The following is a 14,239-nucleotide window of genomic DNA, read 5'->3' on the forward strand; positions in this document are numbered from 1 at the left end:
CATTGGCGTCGTGCTGGGGGGTGCGGCCCAGGACGGGCCCCGGGAAGACGGTGTGGGCCCGGGTCGAGGTGGCGTGCCCTGCCGTTCGGGTCGGGGGCGGCACGTAGGGCYGACCTGACCGGGCCCCGGGGCCCGGTCAGGTCAGCCCTACGTGCCGCCCCCGACCCGAACGGCAGGGCACGCCACCTCGACCCGGGCCCACACCGTCTTCCCGGGGCCCGTCCTGGGCCGCACCCCCCAGCACGACGCCAATGTGTCGACGAGGACGAGCCCAAGCCCGCCCTCGCTCACGGAGTCCGGGGCGCGGCGCACCGGCAGCGAGGGATGCGTGTCGGACACCTCGACCCGCACGGCAGCGGCTCCCGTCGCCCCTTCCCCTTCCAGGAAAACGCGCACCTCGAAATCCCGCCCGGGAACGCGTCCGTGCACCACCGCGTTCGCACTGAGTTCCGCCACGACGAGAGTCACCTTCTCCGAGAACGGTGACTGATAGGCAAACCCCCACGCGTGGAGTTGATACGCGGCCAATCGCCGTGCCAGGCGGGCCCCCCGCCGCGTCGCGGAGAATCTTTGTACGAACACGTCGGTGAGAGGGGGGCATTGCCGCCGAAATGCTTCCATGGCAAGTGACAGTGCTGCGGCGCGCCTTCCGATGACAGAGACTCCACTGGTACAGCGACAACTGTGCGGGTTCCCGTACTGGACTGGGCTGTAACCAGGCCCAAGGCTTGGACGGTTGAGCGGGTAAGGGCACCTAGCACGGAAGGGCCTCGACAATGACGTCGAACCAGAATGCGCGCACCTCGTCGCCGTCCGACGAGCCCGAACCCGGCACCTCGGACGGGCTGAAGACGTACGGCGCAGTACTCAAAGCGCTGCGGACGGAGGCGAATCTCACCCAGGAGGAATTCGGCCCTCTCGTCAGGTACTCCGACCACTACATCGCCAAAATCGAACAGGGTAAGCGGTTTCCGCCGGACAAACTCCCGGCCCGTGCCGAGGAAGTCCTCGGCCCGCTGGCCGGAAAGGTTCTGCGGGCGGCGGCCAGGAGTCTGCGGCGCAAACCCGGCCTCGCCTCGTGGTTCCAGCAATGGGCCGGCATCGAGGAGGAAGCCATCACCCTGTGCGCATACGAGTGCCGCGCTGTCCCGGGCCTGTTGCAGCCGGAGCCTTACATCCGAGCCGTACTCGAACGCCAGTTGCCGCCGCACACAGAGGAGCAGATCGACCGGGTGGTCGCCGCGCGCCTCGAACGCCAACGCCTGCTCGAAGACCGCCCCCACACCGCGTTCAGCTTCATCATCGAGCAGTGTCTGCTCGAACGCGCCGTGGGCGGGGACACCGTCACCAAGAGCGTCATCGACCACCTCCTGACTGTGGGGCAGCGCACCAACGTCGAGGTACAGGTGATGCCGCTGCGCCAGGAGGATCACACGGGTTCGAACGGTCAGCTGTATCTGGCGGAAAGCGAAGAGAACCAGTGGTTCGGCTACACGGAAGCGCACCAGTCGAGCAATCTGATCACCGCCGCTGCCGATGTGAGCGTGCTGCTTCAGCGGTACAGCAAGCTCCGTTCCCAGGCACTGGACTGCCGGGCTACCGTGAGCCTGCTGGAACGACTGCGAGGAGCGCTATGACCACCACTGAAGCGAGCTGGCACAAGAGCAGCTACAGCAGCGGGGACGGCGACAACTGCGTCGAGGTCGCCCTCCGCCCCCGAACGGTCCACATCCGCGACACCAAAGACACAGCACTCCGCCCCCTCACCGTCTCCACCACCGCCTGGACCGCCTTCACCCACCACGTCACAGGGCGATAGCGACACCCACGCCCCCACACGGAGCGTGTGGCCCGGACCACAGTTGACTTGAAGTCGGGTTGAACTCGCAGGATGCTGCTCCGGTCACGGCACCCGAGCCGACCGGCACATCAAGGGAGTCCCGTGATGAGCAACGACCCCGGTTTCCACTCGGCCACCGACTACGCGGCCGACGGCAAAGCGGAACGGGGGCGACCGACGCGTGTGGTCGAGGTCTTCTTCGACGTGGTCTGCCCCTGGTGCTACATCGGCAAACGGCGCGTCGCGGCGGCAGTGAACCGGCTTCCCCCGAGTCGGCGGCCACGGCTCGTCTGGCGCAGTTTCGAACTCGACCCGTCGGCGGGCACCGAACCGGGCCCGACCGCGGCGGAGGCGATGACGCAGTGGTGGGGCGACCGTGCCGCGGAGAGGGTCGCCCTGATCCGGGACGAGGGGGCGGCCGAGGGGCTGGAGCTGAACCTGCACGTCGCCACGCCGGTCAGCAGCCTCGACGCCCATCGCCTGGTCCACGCCGCAGCCGAGCACGACCTCGCCGACGCGATGGTGGAGCGGCTCTTGCGGGCGTACCACACCGAAGGGCTCGACATCGCCGACCCGCACGTCCTGACGGAGCTGGGCACCGAGGCGGGGCTGGCACCTGAGGGGGTACGCGCGGTACTGGAGAGCGAAGCCTTCGCCGCGGCGGTCCGCGAGGACGAACGGGCGGCTGCCGCCCTGGGGGTCACCGGTGTCCCCTCGCTGGTCATCGACGGCGGCCGACCCCTGTCGGGGACACGCCCAGAAGCCGCTCTGCGGCTGCTGTCCGAACACCCGTGAACCCCTCCCCCGCACCGCCGGAGCCCCCGTTGAGGGCTGAACACTGCCGACGGTGCGTAAGGGGTCACTCGGCCGTCGGTGAGAGCTCCGGGGGGCGCGTGTGAGGGCACCCATAGGGGCCAGATCACATACGAAGCAGCTTCGCATGTCCGTTTTGCCGGGGCCGGGGCCCATGACGGCGGACCCTGCACCACTCGCCGAATCGGACGAAGCGGGATAGTACGTCACATAGTTGTCGGGGTGGGGAGCCGGTCCGCAGGGTGGGGCCCAGGTCGCGACGAGACCGGGCACACCGCCCGGAGGCGCGGCCGGATGTGTCCCCCCTCGAAAGGCATCCGCTCGCATGCGTACTGCTCTGCGCAACACCAAGCTGACCACCGGCCTGACCGTCCTGGGTGCCGCCGGTATCGCCACCGCCACCCTGACCGGCACCGCCCACGCCGCCACCCAGGACGAGGCGAAGCCGGCCAAGCCCGCCGCCTACGCGGTCAAGGCGGACGAGGTCGTCAAGGCCGACGACGCCGCCCACGCCCCCCGGCCCGGCGCGAAGCCCGCCGAGGCGAAGGCCGCGGCCGGCGCGAAGGACGAGGCCAAGAGCAAGGCCGAGGACGCCGACAAGGACAAGACCGAGGACAAGGCCGAGAACAAGTCCGCGGCGAAGGCCGACCGGTCCGAGACCTACCCGGACAACCTGGACGGCTGGATCCGCGAGGCCAAGGCCATCATGGACAAGCACGACATCCCCGGCTCCTACGCGGGCATCAAGCGCAACATCATCCGCGAGTCCGCCGGCGACCCCAACGCGGTCAACAACTGGGACGTCAACGCCCAGAAGGGCACCCCCTCCAGGGGTCTGCTCCAGGTGATCCAGCCCACCTTCGACCAGTACCACGTCAAGGGCACCGCCGATAAGCTCACCGACCCCGTGGCCAACATCGTCGCCGCCTGCAACTACGCAGCCGACCGCTACGGCTCCATGGACAACGTCGACTCCGCCTACTGAGCAGAAGGCAACCCAGCCGACACCACACACACGCCCACGCAGCGCATGCGACACCCCGAGCGGGTGGGAGGAGGCCCCTCCCACCCGCTCGTCGCGTTCGCGGCACCCCGCGGCGTGCCCGGTCAGTGGCGGTCAGTAGCGGTCAGGGCGCCATCAGACCGCGCGCCACCAGCACCAGCGCCGCCTCCTCGGGCGGCGGGAAGCCCAGGCGGTTGTGGGCCATGTGGACGTGGTGGAGCAGCAGCTCGGCGCGCGGGACGGATACGCGGGCCGCGGCGCAGCGGTCCAGTACCCCGGCGGTCACCTCCACGTGCGCGGCCAGCCTGGCGCGTACCCCGCCCTCGGGCCACGGTGCGTTCCGTACCGACGACGCCAGGGAGTTGAGCCGCTGCCGCGTCTCGTCGGCCGGGAGGGTCATCCGCAGGCGGGCCAGCCAGCGGCGACGGTGGGCCGTCCAGAAGGCGTCCCTCTCGCCCGGGGCCAGGCAGGCGGTGACGAGAGCCTGGGTGAGGGTCACGGCGGCAGCCGCGCGGGCGTGCGCGGCGGGGAGGGCCACCAGGTCCGTCTCGGCCAGCAGGGCGCAGCCGTCGGTGAAGACCTCCTCGGCGAGGCGGATGCCGTGGGCGCCGCCGTACTTGGCGAGCTCCGGCGCGTACGGCGCGGGGCTCACGCCGACGGGCTGGCGGCGCGGGGCCATGCTCGGTTCGGCCGGCAGCAGCCCGCCGCCCGCCTCCCCCGCGCCGCCTTCCGCTCTCTGGGGCAGGTCCGACAGGAGAGTGCGCAGCTCGTCCGTGCGGGCGTGCAGGGCGTCGGCCTGATCGGGCGTGCAGCACAGGCGCAGCCGCAGGTGGTGGCCCGTCGCGTCCCAGAAGCGCAGGAAGTGCCAGGCGGGCGCGTCCAGCTCGGCGGCGCGGGCCGACAGCCAGGGGAGGACGGCGCGGACGGCCGCGTCCATGCGGCCGGGCCCGCCGGGGTAGGCCCGTACGTACCACCAGTCCACTCCCGGTACCCCGGCGGCTTCCCCAGCTTGCACGGCTTGCCCGGCTTCCCGGGCCTCCGCCGCTTCCCTCCGCGGCGCGTGCTCGCGCGACCGCGCGTGCTCGCCCGACCGCGCGTGCTCGCCCGACCGCGCGTGCTCGCCCGACCGCGCATCCTCACGTGGCCGCGCATCCTCGCGTGGCGGCCGGGGCGCCGCCTCGGTGCCCTTCACCGGTTCCCCTCCCCGTCGGTCCAGTGCAGCAGTACGGCGTGTTCCGCGGCGCGCCGTTCGCCGTCCGCGTCGCGCAAGGGGTGCTGATGGTGTGCGGGCAGTGCCTCGACGAGCCGCAGGTGCCCCGTGTCGGGTGTGATCCAGTGGGCCAGTACGTCGAGCGAAACGGCGGAGTCCAGTCGGATCCACAGGGGTTTGCGGTCGTGGTCGGGTGACATGCCGCCGCTCGCGGGGAGCAGGTAGGCGAACAGTTCGCGCGGCATTCCGTGCCGACGGCGGAACGCGTCCGCCGCCACGACGGCCTCCGCGTCGGTGGCGTCGGCTCCGAGGAGCGGCAGGTGCCCGACGGGGACGATCCACTGGGCGCGCCGCGTCACCACACCACCGCCGCCGTCGGCGGACGTGGCCGCTCCCGCCGTCAGCGTCTGCCCTGACGTCTGCCGTTCCAGGGCGGTCACGCGGTCGGGCTCGCGCGGCAGTTGGAACGGCATACGGTAGTCCGACAGGGGCGAGCCGTTGATCCACGGGTCGGAGAGGATCGCCAGGAAACGGGCGAACTTCGGGAACAGGTGGGTGGGCACCAGCCCGGTGTAGGCGGCGGCCAGGGGGAGCCCGTCGGGGGCCAGCAGGGCGAGGGTGTCCTGGCGCGGGTCGTGGACGAGGCGAACCTCGGTCAGGTCGAGGGCGCCGGGTCCGTCGAGTTCGCCGGGCAGGGTGAGCGGGGGCAGCAGTCCGGCGGACTGGGCCTGCGCGGTGCCGCACTCGGTCCACAGCACGAGTTCGTGGTGGTGCGCGGCGTGCGGCCACAGCCGGCGCACATGGGTACGCAGCGCCTCGGCGAAGTCCTCGCCCAGCAGCCCCTTGAAGCGGGTGAGGAGCCCGCCCGTACCGGGGTTGAACTGGTTGACGACGAGCCGGGGCCCGTCCGCCGCGTCCGGCCGCGCGGCGATGTGCTGGACCAGGAGGGCCGCCGACGGGGACGCGCTGCTGGGCCCGACGGGCAGCCACGCGCGCTCGGCAGGGTCCTCGCGCGCGGCCAGGTCGAGGCGTACGGCGCGCTCCATGCCGGGGTCGCGGTCGGTCTCCGCGCCGCAGCGCATGGCGAAGCCGAGGACGTCCTCGCAGGTGCCGCCGCTGCCGTGGTCGGCCACGAAGCGGCGCACCAGTTCGTCGTAGAGGTGGGAGCGGAACAGCCTGGGCCTGATGGCCTCGCCCAGCCGGCGCAGGTCGGCGGCTGTCCGGGCGTCGTCCAGCACGGGTGGAAGCCGCAGGTCGCAGGCGGCGTCCTCGTACCAGACCTCGGTCGGCTCGAACCGGTCCCAGCCCGCTGCCCGCGCCCACCCTCTGCCCAGCTCGCGCACCCGGGCGACCGCGGCGGCCCGCCGCCGCGGCCCGTCGGCGCGGGGCCCGTCGTCCCGGGGGCCGTCGTCCCCCGGCCCCTCGTCCCGGGGGCCGGGCGTGTGGGCAGGCTCCGCTCCGGGTGCCGTGTCGCGGGCCCGAGCGACCGTGGAGGGCCGGTGAGTCATCGCTTCCCGCTCGGCCGCGAGGGCCCGCAGCTCCCGGACGACATCCAGGCCCGAGGCCCCCTCGGCGACGTCCGGATCCGAGGCGCCCTCCGAGGCGCTCGGAGGCTCCGGACTGTTCGGAGGCTCCGAGCTGTTCGGGGGCTCCGGCGTCTCCAGGTGGCTCGTCAGGTCCAGCAGGGCCCGCACCGCGTCCTCGCCGCGCTGCCACGGCGCGAGGGGAGACAGTACGCCGGTGTCGAGCAGGCGCCGGAAGCGGCGGAAGGGGTCGGCACCGCCGAGCGTGCGCAACACCGTCGCGTGGGTGAGGGAGCCGCCGTCCGCACCGGCTGCGGCCAGGGCACGGGCCCAGTCGCCGGCCGCGCCGGCTTCCACCACGTGGTCGTTGCGCCAGGTGACTCCGCCCGTGGCGACGTACTCGGGGTGCAGCATCAGGGAACGTACCGGCGCGCCGGGCCCTTCCTGGACGGTCGCCGGGCGGACCGCGGCGGGGCGGTAGCGCAGCAGGGGTGCCGTCTCGGGGGCGCGGGCCAGCGCGTACAGGGCGGTGAGGGCGACCGTGGCCGAGACCTGGTGGACGGCGTGCCCCGCGTGGCCGCGGCCGGGTACGCCCACGGTCGTCAGCCGCGCGAAGGGGCTGGTCTTGGCGGCGGCGCGGACGGTGTACGAGTAGAGGGTGCGCAGGGCGCGCTGCCGCTTGCGGGTGCGGCGGGCGGTGCCGTAGCGCACCCAGTCGGGGGTGGCCAGCGCGAGGGAGTCGGCGAAGCCGGGCGCGTCGAGGGCCGCGGTCAGTGTCTCCTCGGCGGCGGCCCGGTCGTCGGCCAGTGCCGCGTCGAGTGCGGCGGCACTTGCCTGAAGGGCGGAGGTCTGCGCCTGCCAGCGGGCCAGCGCCTCGCGGGTCTCCTCGTCCGCGTGCGCGGCGACGCGTTCGGCGGTCGCCTCGTCCCAGCCGAAGGGGGCCAGCCGGTGGACGGCGCGGCGGGCGGCGAGGACCTTGCGGCGCAGAGGTGTGGCGCCGTCACCGGCCGCGTCCAGCACCGGGACGAGGGCGTACAGCGCGTCCTCCACCCGCGGGCGCAGCACTTCGAGCGCGGCATGCGCGGCGGCGCGCTCGTCGAGCAGCGCGGCGGTGCGCTCTGCGGGCCGCGGGCAGAACGCGGCGGGCAGCCCGGCGACCCGGGTCACCGCCACGCCGCCCAGCGCGGCAACAACCGAAGCGGTGGCCGGCGCGGTGGCCGGCGCGCTGTCCGTTGCGGCGTCCGGCCCACTCCCCGGCCCGGTCCCGGACCCCGGCCCAGTCCCGGCCTCACGCCCGGTACCAGCCTCACGCCCGGTACCAGCCTCCCGCCCGGTACCGGCCTCGCCGGTCGGGTACGCGGTGCCGTCGCCGTCCCCGTCCTGAAGGTTGCGTACGGTCGTCGTCACTGGCCCCACATCCCCTGGACGCTGCTGTACGAGAACGCCGTGCCGCGCACCGCCACGTAGGCCAGCACCAGCACGTACAGCGTGCACAGCGCCCCGTAGGCCAGGTGCAGTCGCCGCGCGGCGGGGGTCATGGCCGCCAGGTGGGAGGGCAGGGGGCGGCGCAGCAGCACGTGTTTGAGCAGTCCGAAGGCACGGCCTCGGGCGTCGACGGTGCCCATCCCGGCCTCCAGCGCCGCGTAGCCGTCGCTGGGCAGCAGCGGGTTGAGGTTGGTGATGACGCTGAAGACCTGGAAGACGAGCATCGTGGCGGCCACGGTCGCCACCGTGCCGTTCGCGGTGACGGCCACCAGCGCGGTGATGCCGGCGACCCAGCCGTCGTTGACCGGCCCCGCCAGTGCCAGGACGACTCTGCTGCCCCGTTCCCGCAGCCGGTAGGCGTCGGTGCGGTCGACGTAGGCGAGCGGCATGAAGTAGAAGAGCAGCGCGAATCCGAAGCCCCGTACGGGCACTTTCAGTATCTGCGCGACCATGGCGTGCGCCGTCTCGTGCAGCACGATCTGGAGCAGGAAGAGCACGAACGCGATCAGCGTCGTCCAGTGGGCGAGCCTGGGGTCGGCCGAGGGGCCCGCGAACAGGGCCCACACGGCGGCGAGGGTGCCCGCGATGCCGCCCGCGATGTGGAGGCCGGCCAGCGCGCCGCCGGACGCCTTGCGCAGCAGCGCGGCCACCGGCTCCAGCAGCCGGGGCATCAGCGTGCGGCTGACGACGAAGCGCGGCATCATCTGGCTGCGCTTGCCGCGCCGCCCGGCGTCGCGGGCCCGCTGCGGCGTGGGCGAGCCGGCCAGCAGGCCGCTGTCGTAGAGGTTCTTCACGAAGCGGTCCAGCTCGGTGCGGGCCGCCTCGGGGGTCTTGGTGCCGCGCTGTGTCATCAGCGTGGCGATGTCCTCCAGGGACCGGGAGCCGTCGAGCCGCTGGACGAGCCCGGCGGCCGACCGGCTGAGCCGGTGGTAGATGCCGGAGTCCGCGTCGTACAGCAGCGGGTGGTCGTCCATCCCGCGGATGACTTCCAGGCCCTCGCGGAGTTTCGGTCGGGTGAGGGTCTCCATGCACAGCTCCTGTGGTGGCACGTCTCCCGGTAGCGGTTCGGCAGGCGGACCGCGGCTAGCCTGAGCGGGCTCGCGGGTCGCGTCCGCGAGCACCCGGTTCCGGGGCGCTTCGCCCGCTCCGGAACCGGGGTTCACCTCAGCGCGCGGTCCGGTGTTCGCGTGTCACCGGGCCGCTGGACGCACGGGGCCTCCCGTGCGTCAGTTGCCGTTGGAGGAGAAGCAGCCGGCCGTGCCCAGGCAGGCGGCCGGGCAGCTGCCGCAGCCTGCGGTGGCGGCGCAGCCGAAGGTGGTGAAGGGGCTGTCCGACTCGGGCAGTGCCTCCAGTTCCAGGTCTTCGGCCCACAGTTCGAGCTCGACGCTGTTGTCCATGTGTGTCACCTCCTGTGTGCGACTCGTGGTTCACGGGGGCGTGCCCCCGGCTTTCCTCGGTGCCTTCCGGTCAGCCGTAGCTGGACGCGGACGACGAGGAGGAGGCGGTGCTCCAGGGGCAGGAAGCGGAGCCCGCGGTGGTGGCGCTTGACCAGGTGCTCAGCGCGGTGCCCTCACTCAGCTCCTCGACGGCGAGGTCGTCGTCGAAGGCCTCGACGAACAGGTCGAGGTCGTCGCTGTTCTGCATCTCTCATCTCCTTTCTGCGCATGGATGGTGGGACGGTTCGTGCGCTGTCGGATCTGTCGCGTCAGCCGATGCAGGACGCGCTGCCGACGGTGGCAGCGGACGAGCCGGGGCAGGACGCGGTCGACGCGGAGCCCGCGCAGGCGAAGCAGCCGCCGGGCGCGTTGCCGTCCGGCAGCTCCTCGACGGCGAGTTCCTGGTCCTCGATGTAGAGGTCGAGCTCCAGGTTGTCCATGGTTTCCATGGGTGCTCCTCTTCCTGAGTAGGCCTGAGCCTGCGGGGTGGTCAGCCGTAGCTGGAGACGCTGGACGCGCTGGACGCGCTGGACGCCGGGCACGAGGCGGTGCTGGCGCTGGTCGAGGTGGAGAAGCTGGCCAGGGCGTTGCCCTCGGGCAGCTCCTCCAGGGCCAGTTCGTCCTCGGCCACCGCGTACAGGTCGATGACGTCTTCCATCGCGCATCCCTCCTTTCCCTGTGGTGGTCGGCCACGGACACCGGACGGTGCCGGGTTGATGCCCGGCCGCCGCTCACGGCGGCCGGTCGTGCATCCGGCGGCCCGTTCCGGGGGACACCCGTCACCCCGGGGCTGGCCGTCGGACGATCAGGGGCCGGGCGCCCGGGCTCCGGCGGGCGGCGTGGCGCCGTCGCCGGGCGGGGCCGCGGGCGGGTGGCCGAGCGCGAGCGCGAACACCTGCTGCCTGCTGGTGCCGTCGGAGCGCAGCGGGCTGCGGACGGAGGCGGGGATGAACCCGGCGAACGCCGATCCGGTCAGCCCGTGCGAGACCCCGGCGAGCCACATGGTGTGGACCGCCGCGCCCGCGCGGGTCAGCAGCGTCCGGTAGCCGTGGCCGCCGTCGCGCAGTTCGGCGGTGTGCGGGTCCACGGCGACGGAGACGAGGGCGGGCGCGTCGCCGAACTCGGCCTGGAGGGTCAGGGTGCGGCGCCGCTCGGGCGGCGGCAGCTCCATGACGGGGCGGGTGGTGCGCGTCAGCCCGTCGAAGCGGTGCACGGCCGGTTCCATGCCGGCCACCCGGAAGGCCACCACGGTGATCTCCAGCGGCGTGTAGGGCTGTTCGTCGGGCCACTCCTCGGCGTCGGCCGCGGCGCCCTCGCCGACGATGTCCGCGAGCAGAGGCGCGGACAGCGGCTCGGGCGACCAGAGCCGGCTCGCGCGCCGGGTACGGAGGGTGTCCAGCAGGTCGAGCCGTTCGGCGTCGGCCGCGCCGGGGCCGACGCGGACGTCCGGGCCCAGCGGTCGCGGGTGGGCGGCGCGCTGGACCGGCACGTCGGCACGCGGGTGCGCGGGCGCGTGCTGGAAGGACTCGACGAGCTGGAGGGCGAGGTCGTCAGGGGCGATCACAGCGGCCTCCCGAGGTCGGTGACGGCGGTGACGGGCTCGACGCGCGGGTCCGCGCCGAGCGCCGCGGTGACGGTCCGCTCGTCCCAGCGCCGCACCGGTGTGCGCGGCAGCCCGAGCGTGTGGCAGACGCGGCGCAGCGTCGCCTGTGCGCAGCCCGCGTCGAGCAGGGTGACCCGCAGGGCGAACGAGTGGTACTTCTTGGCGACCTTGCCCAGGTTGCCGGTCAGCGCCAGGGTCACCGGGGCGTGCCCCGGGATACCCGCCGTCGCCTCGGCGCCGGGCGCCAGGAGCGCCAGCCGGTGGCCGCCGGGCACGTATCCGTAGACCCCCGGCGCCAGCCCGGGCACGTCGCGGACGGCGAGGTGGGCGAGGACGGAGCCGATGTTGCCGCCGCTGGGGGTCCAACGGCGCAGGAAGTCGCCCTCGGACTCCCGGACGCCGGCGACGGCGGCCAGGACGAGCGAGAGGGTCTCCAGGTCGGTGGTGGCCTCGCCGGCGCCGCGCTGCTCGTAGGGGAGGCCGGCGAGGCGGGCGGTGTCGGGCGCCGGCAGTGCGGCCTCGGGGCAGACGGGCCAGGTCTTCTCCTGGCGCTGGAGCGCCAGGTTGGACGGCTTGTAGTGCTGCTGGTGGCCCTTGAGGTCCATGTACTCGTGCGGCGGGAAACCGATGAAGGCCTCGTAGCGGGCGGCCAGCGGTGCCCTTCCCGGGCCGTCCCCCTGTGCGGGTGGCAGCGCCGAACAGGTGGGGCAGCCGGGGCGGGTGGCGCCGCTGTGGCGGCGCTGCGCCAGATCGTCGAGGGCGACGGTCCGCCACTGGTTGGGGTAGGGGGAGGGAACGGCGCGGCCCAGGAAGCCGAAGAGGTCGTGCGCGGCGAGCGCGGCGGTCAGCGCCGCCGCCTCCTCGTCGGTCTCCTCGTCGGTGGCCGCGTCCGTGGCCTCGTCCGTGGCCTCGTCCGTCGTGTTCGCGTCCGTGGCCTCGTCCGTGGCCTCGTCCGTGGCCTCGTCCGTGGCCTCGTCCGTCGTGTTCGCGTCCGTCCTCGCCTCTTCCGCCAGCAGGCAGTCCAGGCACGGCGTGTAGCGCGGGTGGACGAAGGGACCGAGGCGGGCGGTACCGTGCGCGGCGGCGACCCGCACCAGCGGGATCTGCCGCTCCCGGCAGACGGAGGCGACGGCGGCCAGCTCGGCCCGCGGCGCGTCCGCGGTGACAACCAGCGTCGTCCCCTCGGGCGGCACCGCGTCCGGTCCGGCGACGCGGGTGAGGGCGAGCGACGGTGCGAGCTCGTCGGCCAGCGCCGTCGCCGTCGGCCCGCTGCCGTACAGCGCGACCCGCGCGGACGCCAACCGCAGCGCACCCGCCTCCCAGGAGGCGTTGGCGCCGGTGGAGTCGCCCATCCGGGAGAGGTAGTCGGCGAGTTCGTCCGCCAGGGCCGCGCCCGCCTTCGCCGCGGGCCCGTCCGGCGGCGGGGTGTCCTCGATGACGCCGCACATCCACAGCAGCGACAGCGCCTTGAAGACGGCGTTGGGGCTGATGCCCAGCTCCTCGGCGAGCGCGGTGCGGTCACGGGCGCCGTCCAGCAGCGGCAGCAGCCGGGGCAGCAGTGCGGTGGCGGCCTTGCCGCGGAAGACCTGCGGCGCGGGCAGCCCTTCGACGACCAGACCGCCGCCGGCCTGGTAGCAGGCCACGCCCCTGCGCGTCCTGGGCAGTGCGGGCACCGACAGCTGCGGGTCGCGCAGCGCCGCGGCGCCGGTCTGTTCGGCGGTGAGTACGTCCCCGTTGGCCATCGTCGTTCAGCTCCCCACCGGCGCGGCGTCGGTCAGCGGTTCGAAGATCCGCCAGGAGAGGTCCTCGCCGCCGCGCGCCGGGCGGCAGCGCGGGCACTGGTCGACGGCGACGACGCGGTGGCGCGCGGTCCTGCCGTCGGCGAGGTTCACGGAGCGGACGTGGGCGGCGGCACGCGGCCCCTGGCCGCCGGCTGCGCCGCCGTCCTCGGCCCCGGCGGCGCCGGCTTCCTCGTCGAAGAGGTCGCGGACCGCGGCGCGGGCCAACGCGACGGCCATGCCGACGTGGTGGGGCGCGTAACCGGTCACGCGCTGCGCACCGGGATCTTTGGTCTCGCGGCGGCGTGCCTCGGCGGGCAGCGGCGAGCGGTCGTGCTGGGCGCGGCGCCGGGTGAAGCAGCGGTGGCAGGCACCGGCGCCGGGCGCGACGGCCGGACCGCAGCGCAGTTCGACCGGCTCCAGCTCGATCGGGAACCAGGGCACACCCCAGGCGTACGCGGAGCTGTCCACCGCCTCGGCCAGCGCGGGGCGCGGATGGTCGGTGGCCAGCACCAGCAGGTCGCTGACCGGCCAGAAACTGGGGTGGCTCCCCTCGTCGACGCCCATGACGACGGCGCCCGTGTACGCCTTGGCCAGGCGCTCGGTGACGGCGTGCCCGAAGGCTCCCGCCGCGAGAAACAGCGGTCTGCGGGGACCGGTCGTTCCGGTGTGCATCGCTTCTCCTGCCCGGGTGGTGGATGGGGACGCGCGGGTGGCGGCGCGGGGCGTGTCAGGCGAACGGCTGCGGGAGCGGGGTGATCTCGTCCTCGGCCAGCACCGGATGCCCCATGGCCCGCGGTGCCTCGTACAGCCGCGGGTGGCCCAGGTAGCGGGCCCGGTGCACGAAGGAGAGCGGCATCAGCTGCGGCACGGCCACCCGCACCGCGGTGGCACCGACCTGGCGCGCCTCGTCGGTCGTCAGGTCGACGGCGACGACCTCGCAGCCCCGGGCGTGCAGGCGCTCCAACAGCCAGGCCAGCACGGTGGCCGGGTCGGTCGCGGCGGGGCGCGGCAGCGCGGACAGCGGCCGTTCCTCGCGCGCGCCCTCCAGCAGGAACGAGAAGCGGTCGCGGGCGGCCAGGGGGCCGGCCTCCGCAGCTCCCCCGACGACGTTGACGAGCTGTTCGGGGCCGCCGTCCGAGGCCGCCTCGGCAGCGGCGGGGCTGGTGGTGATGTGGTGGCGCAGCGCGATGCGCAGCGAGGCGGCCTCGCGGTAGAGCTTGGCGACGGCCGCGCCGGGGTCGGGGTCGCAGGTGGCGGCGACGACCTGGGCCAGCGCGGGGTCGGAGTCGGCCAACTGCACCCCGTAGATCACGGGGATGCCGAGGTCGGTGGTGGCGTCGAACAGCTGGGTGCGCACGTGCGGGCTGTCGGCCCGCTCGACGAACTGTCGCTGTCTGGGCGCCAGTTGACCGGTGTCCAGGGTCAGCCGGGGCAGCCGCAGCCGTTGCAGCCAGGTCAGGGCGATCGAGTCGCGTTCGACGACCTCCAGCAGCCCGTTGACGACGGCGGCGGCCCGTGTGGGTCCCGGCGGTGCACGTGTGGCTG

General features: G+C 73.8%; 16 protein-coding genes. 4 read left to right on the top strand and 12 right to left on the bottom strand.

Translation table 11 applies throughout. The annotated features are described in order from the left end of the window. Positions 1-147: 147 nt before the first annotated feature. The gene (locus AB8Z75_RS23010; RefSeq protein WP_369204949.1) at positions 148-621 is read right to left on the bottom strand and encodes an ATP-binding protein; all 474 of its coding nucleotides are present in this window, start codon (positions 619-621) and stop codon (positions 148-150) included. A gap of 155 nt (positions 622-776) precedes the next feature. On the opposite strand from AB8Z75_RS23010, the gene AB8Z75_RS23015 reads away from it, so the two are divergent. The 4 genes from AB8Z75_RS23015 to AB8Z75_RS23030 all read left to right on the top strand — a co-directional run bounded on the left by AB8Z75_RS23015 (position 777) and on the right by AB8Z75_RS23030 (position 3,638). Further along, positions 777-1,637 (top strand): Scr1 family TA system antitoxin-like transcriptional regulator, encoded by an 861-nt coding sequence (locus AB8Z75_RS23015; protein ID WP_369204951.1) that lies wholly within the window; start codon positions 777-779, stop codon positions 1,635-1,637. Continuing rightward, on the top strand, positions 1,634-1,819 hold the full coding sequence (locus AB8Z75_RS23020) for a DUF397 domain-containing protein (RefSeq protein WP_369204953.1): 186 nt from the start codon (positions 1,634-1,636) through the stop codon (positions 1,817-1,819). The genes AB8Z75_RS23015 and AB8Z75_RS23020 overlap by 4 nt, the downstream gene beginning before the upstream one ends. Positions 1,820-1,945: 126 nt before the next feature. Beyond that, positions 1,946-2,635 (top strand): DsbA family oxidoreductase, encoded by a 690-nt coding sequence (locus AB8Z75_RS23025; protein WP_369204955.1) that lies wholly within the window; start codon positions 1,946-1,948, stop codon positions 2,633-2,635. A gap of 343 nt (positions 2,636-2,978) precedes the next feature. Continuing rightward, positions 2,979-3,638 (top strand): transglycosylase SLT domain-containing protein, encoded by a 660-nt coding sequence (locus AB8Z75_RS23030; protein WP_369204957.1) that lies wholly within the window; start codon positions 2,979-2,981, stop codon positions 3,636-3,638. A 142-nt stretch (positions 3,639-3,780) separates the two neighbouring features. On the opposite strand, the gene AB8Z75_RS23035 is transcribed toward AB8Z75_RS23030, so the two are convergent. The 11 genes from AB8Z75_RS23035 to AB8Z75_RS23085 form a co-directional block, all read right to left on the bottom strand. Further along, positions 3,781-4,671, bottom strand: a complete 891-nt coding sequence (locus AB8Z75_RS23035; RefSeq protein ID WP_369204959.1) for a lantibiotic dehydratase C-terminal domain-containing protein — start codon at positions 4,669-4,671, stop codon at positions 3,781-3,783. A 173-nt stretch (positions 4,672-4,844) separates the two neighbouring features. After that, a complete protein-coding gene (locus AB8Z75_RS23040; RefSeq protein ID WP_369204961.1) occupies positions 4,845-7,562 on the bottom strand; it encodes a hypothetical protein in 2,718 nt (905 codons plus the stop codon). Positions 7,563-7,792: 230 nt separating this feature from the next. Continuing rightward, on the bottom strand, positions 7,793-8,902 hold the full coding sequence (locus AB8Z75_RS23045; protein WP_369204963.1) for a PqqD family peptide modification chaperone: 1,110 nt from the start codon (positions 8,900-8,902) through the stop codon (positions 7,793-7,795). A 198-nt stretch (positions 8,903-9,100) separates the two neighbouring features. Further along, the gene (locus AB8Z75_RS23050) at positions 9,101-9,271 is read right to left on the bottom strand and encodes a thiocillin family RiPP (RefSeq protein WP_114018164.1); all 171 of its coding nucleotides are present in this window, start codon (positions 9,269-9,271) and stop codon (positions 9,101-9,103) included. A gap of 70 nt (positions 9,272-9,341) precedes the next feature. Further along, positions 9,342-9,518, bottom strand: a complete 177-nt coding sequence (locus AB8Z75_RS23055; RefSeq protein ID WP_369204965.1) for a thiocillin family RiPP — start codon at positions 9,516-9,518, stop codon at positions 9,342-9,344. Positions 9,519-9,579: 61 nt separating this feature from the next. Then, positions 9,580-9,759, bottom strand: a complete 180-nt coding sequence (locus tag AB8Z75_RS23060; RefSeq protein WP_369204967.1) for a thiocillin family RiPP — start codon at positions 9,757-9,759, stop codon at positions 9,580-9,582. Positions 9,760-9,800: 41 nt separating this feature from the next. After that, the gene (locus AB8Z75_RS23065) at positions 9,801-9,968 is read right to left on the bottom strand and encodes a thiocillin family RiPP (RefSeq protein ID WP_114021173.1); all 168 of its coding nucleotides are present in this window, start codon (positions 9,966-9,968) and stop codon (positions 9,801-9,803) included. A 147-nt stretch (positions 9,969-10,115) separates the two neighbouring features. Then, positions 10,116-10,874 carry a nitroreductase family protein gene (locus tag AB8Z75_RS23070; protein WP_369204969.1) on the bottom strand — a complete coding sequence of 253 codons (759 nt, stop codon included), beginning with the start codon at positions 10,872-10,874 and terminating at the stop codon, positions 10,116-10,118. After that, entirely contained in the window at positions 10,871-12,655 is a 1,785-nt protein-coding gene (locus AB8Z75_RS23075) for a TOMM precursor leader peptide-binding protein (RefSeq protein ID WP_369204971.1), read from the bottom strand. The genes AB8Z75_RS23070 and AB8Z75_RS23075 overlap by 4 nt, the downstream gene beginning before the upstream one ends. Before the next feature lie 6 nt (positions 12,656-12,661). Further along, a complete protein-coding gene (locus AB8Z75_RS23080) occupies positions 12,662-13,366 on the bottom strand; it encodes a TOMM precursor leader peptide-binding protein (RefSeq protein ID WP_369204973.1) in 705 nt (234 codons plus the stop codon). A 55-nt stretch (positions 13,367-13,421) separates the two neighbouring features. Further along, positions 13,422-14,239: YcaO-like family protein (locus AB8Z75_RS23085; protein WP_369204975.1), on the bottom strand; the 818-nt coding region annotated here is incomplete at its 5' end.

Origin of the sequence: Streptomyces sp. PU-14G (assembly GCF_041028275.1) — a bacterium.
Taxonomy (GTDB): domain Bacteria; phylum Actinomycetota; class Actinomycetes; order Streptomycetales; family Streptomycetaceae; genus Streptomyces.